This is a genomic window from Flavobacteriales bacterium (assembly GCA_019694795.1).
Lineage (GTDB): Bacteria > Bacteroidota > Bacteroidia > Flavobacteriales_D > UBA2798 > UBA2798.
Genome location: JAIBBF010000004.1, coordinates 54,978 through 73,098, shown reverse-complemented (window position 1 = coordinate 73,098; position 18,121 = coordinate 54,978). Strand labels below are relative to the sequence as shown.

Here is an 18,121-nt window from a genome sequence, read left to right as displayed (position 1 = left end):
AATAGTATGAGTGCATTATTCATCATGATCGGAGCCAGCCTTATAATCGCTATCGGATTTTTGGCTGCTTTTTTATGGGCCGTAAGAAAAGGTCAATATGAAGATGATTATTCACCTGCAGTTAGAATCCTTTTCGATTCAGAATTAACCTCCTCCAAGGAATCCAAAAAAGAATCCACAAATACAACCGACGATAAATGAGTACAACTATGCAAACCGAAAAATTCTATTACGACAACAAGATCGTAAAGATGTTCGCGTATGCCACCATCCTATGGGGACTGGTGGGTATGCTTGTTGGGTTAATCGCTGCATTGCAGATGATCTACCCGGCCCTCAACCTTGGATTGGAATACACCACTTTTGGTCGTATCCGTCCATTACACACCAATGCCGTCATCTTCGCATTCGTGGGAAACGGAATTTTTATGGGTGTGTATTACTCTCTACAGCGCCTCACCAAGGCGAGAATGTTCAGCGATCTGCTGAGCCGAATTCACTTTTGGGGTTGGCAAACTATAATTGTACTCGCAGCGCTTACGCTTCTGATGGGTTACACTACCGGTAAAGAATATGCAGAATTAGAATGGCCAATCGATATTCTGATTGCATTGATTTGGGTAGTGTTCGGATGGAACATGTTTGGAACCATTCTTAAACGCCGCGAACGTCACTTATACGTTGCTATCTGGTTTTATATTGCCACATTTGTTACAGTAGCAGTACTTCACATTGTGAACTCTTTTGAATTACCGGTAAGCTTGTTTAAAAGTTATAGCTGGTATGCAGGTGTACAAGATGCATTGGTACAATGGTGGTATGGACATAATGCAGTAGCATTCTTCCTTACAACTCCATATTTAGGAATTATGTACTACTTCGTTCCTAAAGCGGCTAATCGTCCGGTATACTCTTACCGACTTTCCATTATTCACTTCTGGGCACTGATCTTTATTTATATCTGGGCAGGTCCTCACCATTTATTGTATAGTTCAACACCTGACTGGGTTCAGTCACTTGGTGTTGTATTCTCCTTTATGCTGCTTGCACCATCATGGGGTGGTATGATTAATGGTCTGCTTACACTGCGTGGTGTTTGGGATAAAGTGCGTGAAGATGTTGTTTTAAAATTCTTTGTTGTTGCAGTTACCGCTTATGGTATGGCAACCTTCGAAGGCCCGATGCTTTCTTTAAAAGCTGTAAACTGGATTTCTCACTTCTCCGACTGGACCATTGCACACGTTCACGTTGGTGCATTGGGATGGAACGGATTCTTAACCTTCGGTGTATTGTATTGGTTGATTCCAAAAATGTTCCGCACCGAACTGTATTCTAAAAAACTTGCCAACTGGCATTTCTGGATTGGTACTTTAGGTATTCTCTTCTATGCTATTCCACTCTATTGGGCAGGTTTCACACAAGCGATGATGTGGAAAGAATTTACTGAAGAAGGTATGCTTCGTTATCCGAACTTCCTGGAAACAGTAACGCAAATTCTACCAATGTATGCGATGCGTGCAATCGGAGGTTCATTATTCCTCACCGGTGCGGTGATTATGACCTACAACCTGATTAAAACAATCAAAATCGGAAACTTTGTTGCGAATGAAGAAGCTGAAGCTGCTCCGCTTGAAAAAACTTATCACAAACATGCAGGTGAACACTGGCATCGTTGGATTGAGCGTAAACCAGTTCAAATGTTAGTATTGAGTTTGGTGGTGATTTTAATCGGGGGATTAATCGAAATGATTCCAACCTTCCTGATTAAATCGAATATTCCTACCATCAGTACTGTGAAACCATATACTCCGCTTGAACTTGAAGGTCGCGACATTTACGTTCGTGAAGGATGTTATGTGTGTCACTCACAAATGGTACGTCCTTTCCGCGATGAAGTTGCACGTTACGGCGACTATTCCAAAGCAGGAGAATTCGTTTACGACCATCCATTCCAATGGGGATCTAAACGTACTGGTCCGGATTTAGCACGTGAAGGTGTTGGAAATAACAAAAAATCGAATGCATGGCATTACAATCACTTGTTAGATCCATCAACTCCATCACCAGGATCCATTATGCCTTCTTATCCGTGGTTGTTCGACAAGCATGTTGATTTGAGCATGACCCCTGCAAAAATCAGAGCGATGCAAACCTTAGGTGTACCATATCCTGAAGGATACGATGCACTGGCAGAAGCAGACTTCCTTGCACAAGCCGACAGCATTGTTGCTGATCTGGATAAAAATGGATTACCTGCAGAAAACACCAATGAGATTGTCGCCTTGATTGCATATCTGCAACGCTTAGGTAGAGATGTTACATTGGCACCTGCGGAAGAAAGAGATCCATATGGTGTAACCACTAAAAAGGAGTAATCATGAAGTTCATTAATTATCTCAGCTCGATCGACGGTGTAGGGATTTATCCGGTGATCTCCTTTTTGATTTTCTTTTCCTTCTTTATTCTATTAGGGATTTACCTCTTTAAATCGGATAAAGAATTGATTAAACACATGGAAAACATGCCGCTTGAAGGCGAAGAAAATCAATGAAAATTAAAAAAATCATGAACGGTCAACCCAATCATATGAAGACTCAAAAAATCCGCAGAGCATTACTGTTAGCAGTCACTCTGCTTATGCCTGGCGCTACTCTTCTTGCACAAGAAGCTGCTGCTGCAGAAAATAAAATTCCTCAATTCGGAGGAACCGTGTACACCAATCCGGTGTTTATTGCCCTTGTAATTTCCGCTTTACTCTTAATGGTTCTCATTATGGTATTGGGCGACATCGTAAAATCTTCTTTGCATCACCAGCGTGAAATGCTAAAAGAAAAAAATAACGGTGGCGGAAAAACAATGATGATGATTGCCTTGCTCATTGCCATTCCGGCTTTCAGTTTTGCACAAGATGCCGCTGCACCTGCAGCTGCTGCTGCTGCCGCTGAGCCTGCTCAACAAGTTATTCCACAATTTACGGATAACTGGTGGGGGCTGGACGGCTTTACATTCTGGACTCTCGTATTGTTTAACTTGTTCGAAGCTGTAATTGCATTCTTCTTCATCGGACAAATCAAAACTTTACTTGGCAATTCCTCTAAAGCAAAAGAAATGGCTGCAAAACCGGTTGTTTCTTTCATGGAAAAATTCAATGCATCCGTTGCCATTGAAGATGAGAAAGACATTCTTCTCGATCACGATTATGATGGTATTAAAGAGTTGGACAACGACTTACCACCATGGTGGAAATATGGATTCTATTTTACTATTGTGGCTGCAGTCATTTACATGTTCAACTACCACATCTTTAAAACAGGTGCATTACAAATCGATGAGTTAAAAGCTGAATTGGCACAAGCAGATATTCAAATGAAAGAATACAAAGCCAAACACGCCAATCTCATTGATGAAAACAATGTGACCTTATTAACTGAAGCTGCCGATATTGAAGAAGGTAAAGGTGTATTTGCAAGTAAAGATTGTAAAGCATGCCACGGTGCCAACGGAGAAGGAACCAGCATCGCGCCGAATTTAACGGACGATTACTGGATTCACGGCGGAAGTATTCAGGATGTTTTTAAATCCATCAAATACGGATGGACAGAAAAAGGGATGAAAGCATGGGGACAAGAATTAAGTCCGCGTCAAATGCACGTCCTTGCCTCTTACGTAAAATCATTGCGTGGAAGCAATCCTGCCAATGCGAAAGCTCCGGAAGGAACGATTTATACTGAAGAAGGTGCTACAGCTACTGTTGTACCCGATTCAACAGCTACTGCACCCGTTGCAGATTCAGCCGCAGTGAAGTAATTCACTGCGGTTGATCCGCTTTTTTTTGAAATCCTATTAACCCAACCCAAATGAATACCGTGCAGAATGATCAAGAACCCGATGACTCCTTCAGGGATTCGATCGGCACCATTAAAGAAGGAAAACGAAATTGGATTTATGCCAATAAACCTTCCGGATGGTATTACAACCTTAGGAAAAAACTCAGTTATGTATATCTGATTGTTTTTTTCACTCTACCCTTCCTAAAGCTCAATGGTAATCCGCTGTTGATGCTAAACATTCTCGAAAGAAAATTTATCATTTTCGGGTTTGTATTCTGGCCTCACGACTTTTTTATTTTCGGTATCGCGACGTTAACCATGATTGTTTTCGTGGTTTTATTTACCGTAGTGTTCGGACGGCTTTTCTGCGGATGGGCTTGTCCGCAAACTATTTTTCTTGAACTCGTTTTCCGAAGAATAGAATACTGGATAGAAGGCGATGCACCTCACCAGCGCGCGTTGAATAAGATGCCATGGAACGGTGAAAAAATCAGAAAGAAATCTTTAAAATATTCCATTTTCTTTCTCATTTCATTTATCATTTCAAATACCTTTTTGGCTTATATTATTTCGGCCGACAAATTATTCCAGATCATTTCCGAACCTGTTGGTCAGCATTTAGGCGGATTCATCGCTCTGTTATTATTTACCCTTGTTTTCTTCTTTGTGTTTGCATGGTTCAGGGAGCAAGCCTGCTTAATCGTTTGCCCTTATGGTCGACTTCAAGGTGTGCTGCTCGATAAAAACTCCATTGTAGTTGCTTACGATTATGTCCGCGGAGAACCCCGTCACAAATTCAAAAAGAATGAAGAACGGGATAAAGGAGATTGTATCGACTGCGGATTATGTGTTAAGGTTTGTCCAACCGGTATCGACATCCGAAACGGTACTCAATTAGAATGTACCAACTGTACTGCATGTATCGACGCCTGCGATCATATGATGGAGAGTGTCGGTTTGGAAAAAGGCCTCATTCGTTACGATTCTGAATCGGGAATCAAAAACAAAGTGAAGCTGACTTTTACCAGACGGATTCTTGCATATTCAATTGTACTTACATTACTGCTTGGCTTTTTAACTTTCTTATTGGTAAGCAGAAGCGATGTAGAAGCAACCATTGTACGTGCGCAGGGAAGTTTATTTCAGGAGCAGGGTCCCGATAAAATCAGTAATTTGTATAATGTAAAAGTGATCAACAAATCGCACAAGGACATTCCAATTCAATTAAAACTTGAAGACAGAACCGGTGAGATACAAATGGTGGGTGATGCATTAGTTTGTAAAAAAGAATCCAATGCCGTAGGTACTTTCTTTCTGATTCTTCCCAAAGAACAAATTACGGAACGAAAAACCACAGTTAAAATCGGAATATATACCGGAGATAAAAAACTCCAAACTGTAAAAACAAGTTTCTTAGGTCCCATTAAAAAGAAAAAGCCATGAAATTTCACTGGGGAATACGAATAGCAATCGTTTATATCGGATTCGTTGCTCTCATTGTAACGCTCGTTATAATGAGCATGAATCAACGTCTGGATTTAGTTACTTCCGACTATTACAAGGAAGAATTAAAATATCAGGAAATCATTGATAAGAAAACGGCATCAAATGCCTTAAAAGAACAATTGCAATGGCAGGTTTTACCAGGTTCTTTTCAATTGAATTTCCCCAATGAATTTGCGGGACAGGAAATTCATGCTGACGTCCATTTTTTCAGACCGAGCGATTCACGTCTGGATAAAAAAATAGAAATCAACAGTAATGAATTGCAGCAATCCATTAATACTTCAGAAATGCCTTCCGGTTATTACGAAGTAAAAATTGATTGGTCGGTAGGCAATAAAAAATATTACAACGAAGGTTCAATACAAATGCAAAATTGATATTTATGTTTCTTCCTGTAGCCTTTTCGCTTGGTTTTTTAGGTAGTTTTCATTGCATGGGAATGTGTGGTCCCATTGCTCTGGCATTGCCTTTAAACAGGAAGAATTATCTCACAATGGTAATCGGCAGTGCGGCTTACAATTTCGGGAGAGTCTTTACTTATTCCGCGATTGGTCTGGTTTTTGGGTTAATAGGTCAGGGGCTGTTCATTGCCGGTTACCAGAATTTTTTGTCTCTCACACTGGGAATTCTGATTTTATTATCGCTGATCTTTTCAGCATGGGCTAATCGGCTTGGAAACAATGCCGTAATTTTTAGAATAGTGAATGGATTGAAATCGAAATTCATTCCGTTGTTCAATAAGAAATCCACCGGCGGATTATTTTTAATCGGAATGTTGAATGGCTTACTTCCTTGTGGATTTGTCTATATGGGAATTACCGGATCCATTGCTACAGGTAGTGCAATATACGGTGCTTTATTTATGGCTTTTTTCGGATTAGGAACACTCCCTGCTATGATGGCCATGAATATGGTTGGCGGAATTGTTTCGGTTAACTTTAGAAATAACGTTCGACGAATGGTTCCCGTTGTTGTGGGGATAATGGGTCTGGCTTTAGTATTGCGTGGATTAAATCTTGGAATTCCCTATTTATCTCCTTCCATCGTAGAAAAGAAAATTGAGGTGGTGGATAATGATGGAAACAAAAAAACAGAAACCATGGCGGTGCCTGATTGTTGTAAAAAACCAGATCACCGTATCAGGAATAAAGAAAAACAATGAAAGCCATTGCTTCACTTCGCATTGCCATTCCATTTATCTGGGCCGGATTAATACTAGCGATTTCGTTTATTGAAGCTCCTTTAAAATTCACAGCCCCCAACATTACACTGCAATTAGGTTTGGGGATTGGACAAATCGTTTTTCATGCTTTAAATAAACTGGAATTGGTACTTCTAATCACTTTGGCAATTAGTCTGATTTTCGGAAAACAGCACTCCACCTTTACCTTATTATTTTCCACCATTGCCATTATTCTTCTGATTCAAACACTGGTATTGTTTCCACCAATGGATGAACGTGCTTCCGAAATTTTATCCGGAAAAGATATTCCCTCCACCTGGCACCACATCACCTATGTGATTCTTGAAATAATAAAACTTGTTGTTTTACTTCTAACCGGAATTGTATCTATTTATGGAATCCAAAAAACTTCCTGATTCTTCATTTGAAGAAAGCTTAAAATCTGATATCATTTTCAACTCCGGCGATCGGAAAATTGTCCAGTTAAGAATGAAAAAAGATGCCATTCTGCCCGATCATCATTCACCGGTTGATACCTGTCTATTAGTAATTCAGGGTGAAATATGTTTTAATATGGGTGGCAAAGATTATTTATTAAGCGAAAATATGTTTCTCAATTTTCTGGCCATGGAAAAACATTCCGTTAAATGCATAGAAGATTCTGTATTTTTGCTCTACAGATAATTTCACATGAAAGATCTTGAATCAAGAAATGACATTGCCCAAATGGTCAATACCTTTTACGAAAAAGTAAAGGCAGATTCTCTGATTAGTTATTTATTCACTGATGTGGCACAAGTGAATTGGGAACATCATCTCCCGGTGATGTATGACTTCTGGGAGAGTATCGTATTTGGAAAAGGTAATTATAAAGGGAACCCCATGCAAAGCCATATACAACTACATGGAAAAAGTCCGCTTAAAGCAGAACATTTCAGTCGATGGCTGGAACTGTTTCAAAGCAATCTAAAGGAGCATTTTAGTGGGCCAAACACCGAAATCGCCTCACAACGAGCCCAATCCATTGCAATGATGATTCAATTAAAAACTTCGGGCTACTGATTAACATCATTTCCTGAATGAAAGCAGGATCGGATATTTGTTGTATGAACATCGAATTAATCCGTAAGTACAACGTTCCGGCACCACGCTATACCAGCTATCCCACTGTTCCTTATTGGGATAGTAAGGCTCCGTCTGAACAACAATGGAAAGAATCTGTCATTAACTCTTTCCAAATTGCAAACCGTACCGATGGAATTAGCTTATATATTCACCTCCCCTACTGCGAAAGTCTTTGCACCTATTGCGGCTGCAACACACGAATTACGGTTAATCACAAAGTTGAACGTCCATATATCGATGCTGTACTGAAAGAATGGGAGATGTACCTTTCTATTTTCCCCGATAAGCCGAACATTTGCGAGATCCATTTAGGAGGTGGGACTCCCACATTTTTTTCAGCTGAAAATTTATCACATCTGCTCAGCAACATCATTGCCAACGGAAAACTTTGTAAAGATGCACAGCTGAGTTTCGAAGCACATCCCGCAAATACAACACGCGAACATCTGGAACAATTGTATACGATTGGATTTCGACGTTTATCACTGGGAATTCAGGATTTCGATCCACATGTTCAGGATGTGATCAACAGAAAACAAAGTGAAGAACAAGTTCGTGACATCACAGAATTGGCAAGAAAAATCGGATACACTTCCGTGAATTATGATTTGATTTATGGTTTACCTTTTCAAACCAAAGAAAGTGTTGAAGCCACCGTTAAAAAAGTCATTGATTTACATCCCGACCGGATTGCATTTTACGCCTATGCGCATGTTCCATGGATTAAACCCGGACAACGCAAATATTCCGAAGCGGATCTTCCCCAAATGGAGACAAAACTGGAATTATATGATTTGGGAAGAAAATTTTTAGAAGGCGCCGGTTATACTGAAATTGGTATGGACCATTTTGCACTTCAAGGCGATGAATTGCTGATTGCAGAACAACAAGACCGCTTACACCGCAATTTTATGGGCTATACTACAACACAAAGTAAATTGCTCATTGGCTTAGGCACTTCTTCCATCAGTGATTCCTGGTTTGGATTTGTACAGAATATTAAAACCGTAGAAGAGTACCAGGAAGCGGTTCAACAAGGTAGATTCCCATTCTTTAAAGGACATATTTTAAGTCATGAGGATCTTATCCTTCGTAAGCACATTCTCAATATTATGTGTACCTACAAAACTTCATGGAAAGAAGAAGATCAGCAATGTCAGTCGTTATACGAAGGACTGGAACGCATGAATGAGGCAGTGGCGGACGGATTGGTAATTCTCGAGCCTTTTCAATTACATATTACGGAAAAGGGTAAATCCTTTTTAAGGAATGTTTGCATGGCATTGGATGCACGTTTACACCGGAATCAGCCGACTCAAAAAATATTCAGTTCTGCGATTTAAATGTTAATCAAGGCACAAAAAAAAGTCGACTTTTCAGTCGACTTTTCCATTTATAAAAACACGTTTACATTGTCTTAGAAAGGAATTTATTCAATTCACTTTTCATATCCTTAAACAGTTTCTCAAAGCTATCCATACGATCGCGTTCAACGACATGATCGTTCACGTATTTATGATCAGCAGCCGGATTTTGAGCTACGGCATTTTCGATGTAGTTTTCATGGTCTTTAATCGCATGACGCAACTCGTCAATTTCATTTTTCTGAATGATCAACTGATTTTGAAAATGCTCAATTTCTTTCATTACTTCCTGTGAAGTATTTTTTGCTGCCACCTCGGTGATTCTGGAACGGAGTATTCCGATTTCATCATCATAAAATTTCAAGTTTTCGAGCCATTGAGAATGCTCCACATGCAGGGTATACGCTTTTTCTGTTTTCATCTTTTCCATAATTCAGGTTTTTTGGTCAGTATTTCGATGTATTTACACTACAAATAACGCTAAGTCGTAAGAAGATGAGAATGACAGTGGTCAAACAAAAAGACTGACCTTGGTCATATTTTTTAATCACCCGATTCAATATTTTGTCGCGCACGGTATTATATTTGTCATGAAAACACCAAAATCTCGCAGAAGCCTAATGGAAAAGGATATTGAAATGCTGGACGCATTGTTCCTGAATGCAACGGAAGGCATTGTGGTTGTGAGTGATAGAGGCGAGATTGTAATGCTAAACCCCAAGGCTCAGCAATTGTTTGGCTATACCGGGAATGAATTACTTCATCAAAATATCGAGAAATTAATCCCCACGCGCTTTCATGCCAAACATGTTGGTCAACGCGAGGGCTACACCAAAGCGCCGCATTCCCAGTCGATGGGGAAAGGATTGGATCTATTCGCCATCACCAAAGAAGGTGTTGAATTCCCGGTGGAAATCAGTTTAAGTCATTTCAGCACAGTTGAAGGTAATTTTGTAATGTGCTTTATTATTGATATTACCGAGCGCAAACAGCGAGAAGCACTGTTAAAAATGGCTTCGGAACGACTCATGCAAACCTCGGAGGCTTTATCGAAATTAAATGCTGAATTGGAAACGAAAGTTCAGGAAAGAACCGAAGAACTTGCCCAGGCATTTAAAGATTTGGCAGAATCGAAAAAAGAAGTGATGAAAGCGCTTGAAAAAGAAAAAGAACTCAACACTCTAAAATCGCGGTTCGTTACCACTGCATCGCATGAATTCAGAACACCGCTGGGAACTATTTTATCTTCGGCTTCGCTGATTGCACGTTATGAGGCTCCGGAGGATAGTGAAAAGAGGAATAAACATGTGGACCGGATTCGTTCGGCGGTGACTAATCTGACTGAAATTCTCAATGACTTTTTATCGCTGGATAAACTGGAAGAAGGAATCATCCGCAATAACCCGGTGCAATTTCCATTGGAACCTTTCATTGGAAAAACCATCGATGAATTAAAAGCAATTTTAAAAACGGGTCAAAGCATCCGCTTCGATCACGAAGAAGAATACACGGAAATTATTCTCGACCAGCAATTGTTTCGTAATGTTTTAATCAACCTCGTTTCGAACGCCATTAAATACTCGCCGGAAAACGCATTAATTGTTGTCAACTCCGAAATAAAAGCGAAAACCATCCTGATAAGCGTTAAAGATCAGGGTATCGGAATTCCGAAAGAGGACCAGCCGCATTTATTTACGCGTTTTTTCAGAGCTCAAAATGCAACCAACATTCAGGGTACGGGACTGGGGCTGAACATTGTAAAAAAATACATCGAATTAATGGAAGGAACGATTCGATTTGAGAGCGAAGCGGACAAAGGAACTATTTTTTATATTGAACTACCATTAACCCAATAACAGCATGAAAAAAATACTTCTTATTGAGGACAATCCGGAAATGCGGGAAAATACAGCTGAGATTCTGGAACTGGCAAAGTATAATGTGCTCACCGCTCCAAATGGAAAAGAAGGTGTTAAACTGGCTCAATCCGAATCGCCCGATTTAATCATTTGCGACATCATGATGCCTGAACTGGATGGATATGGTGTGCTGCACATGCTGGGTAAGGAAACGCAAACAGCTTCTATTCCTTTTATTTTTCTTACCGCCAAAGCAGAAAAATCAGATTACCGCAAAGGGATGAGTATGGGAGCAGATGATTATCTGACCAAGCCATTTGATGATATGGAATTGTTGACGGCCGTTGAAACCCGCCTTACAAAATCGGAACGTTTGAAAGATGCATTCTCGCGCGATATTCCGGGTCTGGATAAATTCTATACCGAAGCAAGAAGTCTCGATGATTTAAAAAAATTATCGGAGAACCGTAAAATAAAATCGTTCAAGAAAAAAGAAACCATTTACAGCGAAGGAGCTTATCCGAACAGCATTTATTTTATTGCTAAAGGAAAAGTAAAAGCTTCACGTAATAATGAAGACGGAAAGGAATTCATTACGGGTCTTTATAATGAAGGTGATTTTTTCGGTTACCTCTCATTGTTGGAGGACGAACCCTATAATGATTCGGCCGTTGCATTGGAGGATGCTGAAATTTGTGTTATTCCAAAAGAAGATTTCTTTGCTCTTTTAAATTCCAACCGCGAAGTAGCAGCGAAATTCATTCATATGCTTTCAGATAACATCCGTGAAAAAGAAGAACGACTCATTAAGCTGGCCTATAATTCTGTTCGCAAACGTGTTGCGGAAGCATTACTCATGCTGGAACAACATTATTCGAACAAGGAGAAAGACGAAAATTTCAGTATGGCTATTGCCAGGGATGACCTTGCCAATATTGTTGGTACGACCTCTGAAACCGTAATCAGAACTCTTTCGGATTTTAAAGAAGAAAAACTCATTGAAAGCAAAGGCAGCAGAATTACCATCGTTAACCGTGAAAAGCTGATAAAAATGAAAAATTAAAGCTTATATCATATGGAAATGGGATCTCACATCGGGATCCCTTTTTATTTTAAGGCTCCTTTCGTATGTTTGCTTTATCCAAACAGCTATGAAGAAATTATTCAGTGCAATCCTGCTATTGCTCCAGTTGCAGGGTTTTTCTCAAAACCGATATCGCGTTTATTTTTCCGATAAAGATTCCACCGGTTTTAATCCGATTTCATTCTTCGATGAAAAAGCACTTCAGCGAAGAGCCATTCACGGTATTTCTCCTTATTGCTATTCTGATTTACCTGTCAACCCCTGCTACATTACCCAGGTTTCTTCCCTGTGCGATTCTACCGGTTATGCGAGCAGATGGTTCAATATGCTTTATGTAAGTAGTAGCGCAGAACGCATAGAACAAATAAAACAGTTTCCCTTTGTACTTGCCGTTGAGGAAGTGGAAGAATTGGATCAATTCACCACCTCATTGGATTTGTCGGATTTGAGTCCCGGCGAAATCAATCTTCTTCGCGCACAAACAACCCGCATGAATGCAGAAGCGTTTAAAAAAGCCGGAATAGATGGAAAGGGAATTCGCATTTGTGTAATTGATGCAGGATTTTCGGGAATGAAAGAAACGGATGGACTCGATCATTTATTCCGCAAAAACAAAATTGTTGAAACATATGATTTCGTAAAAAAAACAAAAGATGTTTATCATGGTCACTACCATGGTACGATGGTAACCAGTTGCATTGCGGGGATGGCCGACACCATTCCTATCGGTCTCGCAACTGAGGCAGAATTTTTATTGGCCCGCACCGAAAAGACCTGGTCAGACAAACTCCGCGAAGAAGAGAATTGGCTGCACGCTATTGAGTGGGCCGATCAACACGGAGCGCAGGTGATTAATTCGTCTTTAGGCTATACCTCCAGCAGATATTTCCGTGCCGACATGAACGGAAAAGCCGGATTAATTTCAAGAGCCGCCACCATCGCTGCACGTAAAGGAATTATTGTTGTGAGCTCAGCAGGAAATGAAGGCGACGGCGCATGGAAAATAGTTGCATCACCGGGTGATGCAGATTCAGTTCTTACTGTTGGCGCAATTAATCCCTGGACCGGACTACACGCTACCTGGAGTTCATACGGACCCTCTACTGACAAACGAATTAAACCGAATGTTTCAGCCTATGGATATACCATGTGCGATTCGGATGGTGGTTTAATGGAAGAAACAGGAACTTCATTTGCATCCCCTTTGGTGGCAGGATTTGCTGCTTGTGTTTTACAAATGAATCCGGGAACAAAAAACATGGAAATCATATCGCAAATAGAACAAAGTGCCGATCTCTACCCCTATTACGATTATGCCCACGGATATGGCGTTCCTCAGGCTGATTATTTTACCGACAGCACCGAACAGTTAGAAATTGAACGATTCCACATTCAGAGCAGCGATTTGAAATTTGAAGTTATCATCGACAGTTCCAGCTTTACACTTGCAGAACCACTTCTTCATTACTATTATCCTTACGGCGAGAATAACAGCAAAAAAAATCAGGAAGACGAATGGAAGGAATTTCATATCGACGATCGCGAAACATCATCCTCAGGCGCATATTGCTATCCGAAATTCCCTGATTATTTATTTTATTCCGTGCAAAACACAGAAGGCTATCTGAAAACCTATTATGTTATTTCGGTGCATCAGATGAATCCGCTTACGCTTTATAAAGCCGATTTCGATAAGGGCGAAATTGTGCGCATTTGGTATAAAGGACAAATGAGAACCATTAATTTCTGATTATGAAAAAAATTATTTCCATAGCATTTCTATTTTTCATTCATGCAGCTCAATCACAAAATGTGATTATAAAGCAGGATGTGGAAAATGATTTCGAAGAACAGGAATATGGTCCCAATAAAAAATACTACAACGCCACATTTACTTCCTTCGGATTATTATTTGGAGCTCCCGATTCTACCGGTTCTGCCGTTAATTGGGCAAAATCATTTTACTACGAAACAGGAGCGCGACACAAACATCAGTTTAGTCCGCTATTTGCCATGGGACATGATTTCAACCTGAATTTTAAAAGCTACAGCATCAAACAAAATGATGAAAAAACGTTCGGAGGAATTTCACATCACAAAAGTGAACGACTTTTAAAAGTGGATGCTAATTTTTTAATCTACACCCGTTTTAATCTGAAAAAGAAAAGAGGAAATCAATTGGGTCGCTATATCGATTTGGCAGGCTATGTGGAATACCAGCTTTTTGCTCGGCATATGACCAAAGACAAGATTGATGCTCAATTAGGGGGATCGATGGTAAAATCGTATTATCGCGACCTCCCCTACCTCAACAAATGGAATTATGGTGCTACAGTTCGACTGGGCTTCAGGCATATGTTGCTTTTTTGTCAATACCGCATTTCCGATATGATTAAGCCAAGCACGCAATTCCCCTATCAGGAACTTCCCCGCTTTTGTGCCGGTATCTGTTTCGATGTACCTACAGAATTTTCGAGGGATCGTTAAACATTTTTAACCTTCCTTTCCTTCATTATCCTTTCACCCTGTGGTGTATTTATGTTAAATTAGCCCAATTTTACGGCTATGCGCATAGAACCAGGCACCACCCTTAAAGAAATTGCAGCTTTAATTAATGCTCGTTTCATCGGAGATGAAAATCATTCTATTACCGGTATCAACGAAATTCATAAAGTCGTTCCCGGTGATATCGTTTTTGTAGATCATCCGAAATATTACGATAAAGCACTTCAGTCTGCTGCCACCACAATAATCATCAATAAAGATGTGGATTGTCCCGCAGGTAAAGCGCTGTTAGTATCCGATGATCCCTTTCGTGATTTCAATACCATTACGCGACATTATTCGCCCTCCACTACGCAACATCTCGAAATATGTCACGATTCCTCCATTGCAGAATCGGCTATTATTTATCCGAATGTTACTATTGGACATAATGTTTCCATTGGAGAAAACACGGTAATTTACCCGGGAGTTGTTATTTATGATAATGCAGTGATTGGTAAAAATGTAATTATTCATGCCAATGCCGTAATTGGAGCACATGCTTTCTATTACAAAAAACGTGCAAGTGGTTTCGATAAAATGCATACCTGTGGCAGAGTTGTAATTGAAGACGATGTTGAAATCGGAGCAGCCAGCACCATCGATTCGGGAGTTACCGGCGATACGGTTATTGGCGAAGGAAGTAAAATTGATAACCACGTACATATTGGTCACGATACCGTTGTTGGAAAAAAATGTTTATTCGCCGCTCAGGTGGGAATTGCAGGTTGTGTGATCGTTGAAAATAATGTAACGCTGTGGGGACAAGTTGGTGTTCCTTCCGGCATCACCATTGGTGAAGGTGCAGTTGTATTGGGACAATCCGGATTAATGTCCAATGCCGAAGCAGGTAAAACTTATTTTGGTAGTCCGGCGAGTGAACACCGGTCGAAATACCGCGAATTAGCAGCATTACGTCAACTCCCCGATGTTATCGGAAAACTGAAAGGATAAATCATGAGCGATGGCAGTTTAAAGCTGAATAAGCTTCAGGAAAAATTAAATATGAAAGATTTCAAGCTAAGTCAATTGCTTGAAATTACTGCTGCCATTAATTCGAACAGTTCAGTAGAAAATTTACTGGCGATTTACAATTACGTATTGCGCGAACAACTCGGAATTCAAAAAGCCATGTTGTTTACGTTGGATGGCGAATGGAAACTGATGTTGAAATACGGCGTAAAGGGATCGGTAAAGGATATTGATGTCACCAAAGATCTGATGAAGATTAAAGACATCACCGTAATTGAATCTTCTTCGAAAAAATCGCTCAATACCTTTGATGTGGTAATTCCGGTTTTTCATAAATCAAATCCACTTGCCTATCTGCTGATTGGCGATTTGAATGAAGATGAACTGAAAATTTCGCCTACCATCAAGCACATGCCTTTCGTTCAAACGCTGACCAATATTATTGTGGTAGCCATCGAAAACAAACGCATGGCCAAAGAAGCCATTCAACAGGCACGTATCCGTAAGGAATTAGAATTGGCATCGCAAATGCAATCCATGCTATTGCCGGATGATTTACCGCACAATCACTTTGTGGATGTATCAGCAAAATATTTCGCACATCAGGCCGTGGGTGGCGATTATTATGATTTTATAAAATTAAATGAAGATGAATTCGTGTTTTGCATGGCCGATGTTTCGGGTAAAGGTGTTGGCGCTGCTTTGCTGATGTCGAATTTCCAGGCCAATTTCCGCGCCATTATTAAATACACCGATTTCCCTTTAAACCGACTGATTGAAGAATTAAACACGAGTGTTGTTCGCAGTGCAAAAGGCGAAAAATTTATTACGTTTTTTATTGGTCGCTATAACCAGATCAGCCGCAAATTGAAATACATCAATGCGGGACATAATCCCCCTGTTTTATTCGACGGAAAAAACATTAAATACCTCAATGCGGGTTGTCCCGGTTTAGGTATGATTGATCATCTCCCGAAAATTGAGGATGAAGAAATTTTCATTACGCCAAAATCGGTTATTGTTTGTTATACGGATGGATTAGTTGAAATTGAAAACGAACAAGGCGAAGCTTTTTCAATGGAACGTTTTTCTAAAGTGATTCAGAAACATGGTTCACATCAAAAAGTGGCGCAGTTAAATGAGGATATTTATAATGAGGTGGACCGCTACAGAGGTAAAAGCGGATTTACCGACGACACTGCTTTATTGTCGATCCGGATCAATTAATTTCCCCTGCAATCTCCGTTTCATGTCAACCGCCACAATGGCAGCACTAAATCCCCAAACCGGAACGGATGCTTTATCGGTATCGAGGTAATTATTTAGAATTCCGTGAATGAAATATGTCACTAAACCGAGTAACATCACCACTACCAGCAATCGTGTTTCTCCTTCGGGAAGCTGCTGATATAAATTAATTCCGGTCAATAAAATGGCCAATACAAATGCCACCATAATGATCATTCCCAGAAATCCCTGTTCCGCGAGTGGACCCAAATATTCGCTGTGTGCATTTCCTAAATCACCAAAATTGGTAGAGATAATGGTGAGCTCGGAAGAATGCTGAAAGGAGGCATAATAAAACTGATAGGTGCCAGGTCCCCAACCAAAAACCGGACGTTCCTGCCACATACGAATCGCGCAGTTCCATCGGTTTATCCGTTCGAGATTGGATGCATCGGAAGAAATATTTGAAATGGAAGTTGCGTGTTCAGCGATGCTATCCGACGATTCCACCTTGTTACGTTCGAGATCCATCATGATTTGATCGTAAAACGCAAAAAATACAAATGCACCAAGAACCATGGTAAACACAATGGTAGAAAAGCGAATTTTAAACAACAATACAAAGTATAATCCTAAGGCTCCGATTAAACTCACCCATGCGGCACGGGTGTAACTAAAAATAACTCCAACTAAAAGTATTAAGGCCAAAAACAAAATAATGGAGCGGAATATTGGCGTGTAACTTTTATTAAAATACAATCCGACAGCTACAGGAATATACATGGCCACTAATGCACCATAGGAAGTATGGTCTTTGTAAAATGGCGACATCACCCAGTGTGCGGGTTTTTCTTCGAAACCATGCATGGCGTGATTGACCAATGTGTACAGCACAACAACAACCAATGAAATCATATATAACCACAACATTTTTTTAATGGTGGATTCATCAGACAAAATGGTTAATCCAAAAAAGAACAAAGGCACAACAAACCAAAGTCGCATGAGTAAAAATTTCATGGAGACCAGGATATCTTCACTGGTGACCGCCGTAATAAACAACCAGCATAAATGAATAATAACAATTAACGAAACGGGATGCGTGAGAAGTTTTAAAGGATAACCACCGTCTAAAATTTGTTTACTGACGAACAAAATCAAAACACCAAACAACAAGGGTTCGGTTGGAAGGTAAAGTCCGAAATCGACAATATCAAATTCATTGATATTTATTGAAAGCGGTGTAAACGCCACCACCATTCCAAGAATAACATCGAGGCGATACAATGCCAGCAATGCAACGAGTAATCCAAAAGGAAGAAAAGCCAGAAATGGAAAACCGGAATATGTCATTACCAGGTGCGCTGCTACGAACAATGCACTCAGTGAAAAAAACAATATATTCTGGAGACGGAGCGTCAAAATAA

General features: G+C 40.1%; 19 protein-coding genes. 17 read left to right on the top strand and 2 right to left on the bottom strand.

The window, feature by feature from the left end; translation table 11 throughout:
* The first annotated feature begins 6 nt into the window (after positions 1 to 6).
* Genes ccoS through hemN form a run of 11 tightly spaced genes read left to right on the top strand, consistent with a single transcriptional unit; the run spans position 7 to position 8,987 of the window.
* Positions 7 to 201, top strand: coding sequence for a cbb3-type cytochrome oxidase assembly protein CcoS (gene ccoS / locus K1X56_02925; GenBank protein ID MBX7093649.1), 195 nt, complete (start codon positions 7 to 9; stop codon positions 199 to 201).
* A gap of 8 nt (positions 202 to 209) precedes the next feature.
* Complete coding sequence (ccoN, locus tag K1X56_02920) at positions 210 to 2,375, top strand: cytochrome-c oxidase, cbb3-type subunit I (GenBank protein ID MBX7093648.1); 2,166 nt, start codon at positions 210 to 212, stop codon at positions 2,373 to 2,375.
* Positions 2,375 to 2,551 (top strand): CcoQ/FixQ family Cbb3-type cytochrome c oxidase assembly chaperone, encoded by a 177-nt coding sequence (locus K1X56_02915; protein ID MBX7093647.1) that lies wholly within the window; start codon positions 2,375 to 2,377, stop codon positions 2,549 to 2,551. Before ccoN ends, K1X56_02915 begins: the two co-directional genes overlap by 1 nt.
* Positions 2,548 to 3,807 (top strand): c-type cytochrome, encoded by a 1,260-nt coding sequence (locus K1X56_02910; GenBank protein ID MBX7093646.1) that lies wholly within the window; start codon positions 2,548 to 2,550, stop codon positions 3,805 to 3,807. The genes K1X56_02915 and K1X56_02910 overlap by 4 nt, the downstream gene beginning before the upstream one ends.
* A gap of 50 nt (positions 3,808 to 3,857) precedes the next feature.
* Complete coding sequence (gene ccoG / locus K1X56_02905; GenBank protein MBX7093645.1) at positions 3,858 to 5,273, top strand: cytochrome c oxidase accessory protein CcoG; 1,416 nt, start codon at positions 3,858 to 3,860, stop codon at positions 5,271 to 5,273.
* A complete protein-coding gene (locus tag K1X56_02900; GenBank protein MBX7093644.1) occupies positions 5,270 to 5,713 on the top strand; it encodes a FixH family protein in 444 nt (147 codons plus the stop codon). The genes ccoG and K1X56_02900 overlap by 4 nt, the downstream gene beginning before the upstream one ends.
* Before the next feature lie 5 nt (positions 5,714 to 5,718).
* The gene (locus K1X56_02895) at positions 5,719 to 6,498 is read left to right on the top strand and encodes a sulfite exporter TauE/SafE family protein (GenBank protein ID MBX7093643.1); all 780 of its coding nucleotides are present in this window, start codon (positions 5,719 to 5,721) and stop codon (positions 6,496 to 6,498) included.
* Positions 6,495 to 6,935 (top strand): hypothetical protein, encoded by a 441-nt coding sequence (locus K1X56_02890; GenBank protein ID MBX7093642.1) that lies wholly within the window; start codon positions 6,495 to 6,497, stop codon positions 6,933 to 6,935. The genes K1X56_02895 and K1X56_02890 overlap by 4 nt, the downstream gene beginning before the upstream one ends.
* Positions 6,913 to 7,203, top strand: a complete 291-nt coding sequence (locus K1X56_02885) for a hypothetical protein (GenBank protein ID MBX7093641.1) — start codon at positions 6,913 to 6,915, stop codon at positions 7,201 to 7,203. The genes K1X56_02890 and K1X56_02885 overlap by 23 nt, the downstream gene beginning before the upstream one ends.
* A 6-nt stretch (positions 7,204 to 7,209) precedes the next feature.
* Positions 7,210 to 7,581: a group III truncated hemoglobin gene (locus K1X56_02880; protein MBX7093640.1), complete on the top strand. Its 372-nt coding sequence runs from the start codon at positions 7,210 to 7,212 to the stop codon at positions 7,579 to 7,581.
* A 44-nt stretch (positions 7,582 to 7,625) separates the two neighbouring features.
* Positions 7,626 to 8,987, top strand: coding sequence for an oxygen-independent coproporphyrinogen III oxidase (hemN, locus tag K1X56_02875; protein ID MBX7093639.1), 1,362 nt, complete (start codon positions 7,626 to 7,628; stop codon positions 8,985 to 8,987).
* Between the two features lie 64 nt (positions 8,988 to 9,051).
* Here hemN and K1X56_02870 read toward each other — a convergent pair whose 3' ends face one another.
* Positions 9,052 to 9,438: a hypothetical protein gene (locus K1X56_02870; GenBank protein MBX7093638.1), complete on the bottom strand. Its 387-nt coding sequence runs from the start codon at positions 9,436 to 9,438 to the stop codon at positions 9,052 to 9,054.
* Between the two features lie 190 nt (positions 9,439 to 9,628).
* Here K1X56_02870 and K1X56_02865 point away from each other — a divergent pair, with 190 nt between their 5' ends.
* From K1X56_02865 to K1X56_02840, 6 genes are all read left to right on the top strand, one after another.
* On the top strand, positions 9,629 to 10,864 hold the full coding sequence (locus tag K1X56_02865; protein ID MBX7093637.1) for a PAS domain-containing sensor histidine kinase: 1,236 nt from the start codon (positions 9,629 to 9,631) through the stop codon (positions 10,862 to 10,864).
* A 4-nt stretch (positions 10,865 to 10,868) separates the two neighbouring features.
* Positions 10,869 to 11,930, top strand: coding sequence for a response regulator (locus tag K1X56_02860; protein ID MBX7093636.1), 1,062 nt, complete (start codon positions 10,869 to 10,871; stop codon positions 11,928 to 11,930).
* Between the two features lie 88 nt (positions 11,931 to 12,018).
* Complete coding sequence (locus K1X56_02855) at positions 12,019 to 13,701, top strand: S8 family serine peptidase (GenBank protein ID MBX7093635.1); 1,683 nt, start codon at positions 12,019 to 12,021, stop codon at positions 13,699 to 13,701.
* Positions 13,702 to 13,703: 2 nt separating this feature from the next.
* On the top strand, positions 13,704 to 14,438 hold the full coding sequence (locus K1X56_02850) for a hypothetical protein (protein MBX7093634.1): 735 nt from the start codon (positions 13,704 to 13,706) through the stop codon (positions 14,436 to 14,438).
* Between the two features lie 78 nt (positions 14,439 to 14,516).
* A complete protein-coding gene (locus K1X56_02845; GenBank protein MBX7093633.1) occupies positions 14,517 to 15,449 on the top strand; it encodes a UDP-3-O-(3-hydroxymyristoyl)glucosamine N-acyltransferase in 933 nt (310 codons plus the stop codon).
* A 3-nt stretch (positions 15,450 to 15,452) separates the two neighbouring features.
* Positions 15,453 to 16,694 carry a PP2C family protein-serine/threonine phosphatase gene (locus tag K1X56_02840; protein MBX7093632.1) on the top strand — a complete coding sequence of 414 codons (1,242 nt, stop codon included), beginning with the start codon at positions 15,453 to 15,455 and terminating at the stop codon, positions 16,692 to 16,694.
* On the opposite strand, the gene K1X56_02835 is transcribed toward K1X56_02840, so the two are convergent.
* Positions 16,671 to 18,116: an O-antigen ligase family protein gene (locus K1X56_02835; protein ID MBX7093631.1), complete on the bottom strand. Its 1,446-nt coding sequence runs from the start codon at positions 18,114 to 18,116 to the stop codon at positions 16,671 to 16,673. The genes K1X56_02840 and K1X56_02835 overlap by 24 nt on opposite strands.
* Between the last annotated feature and the right edge of the window lie 5 nt (positions 18,117 to 18,121).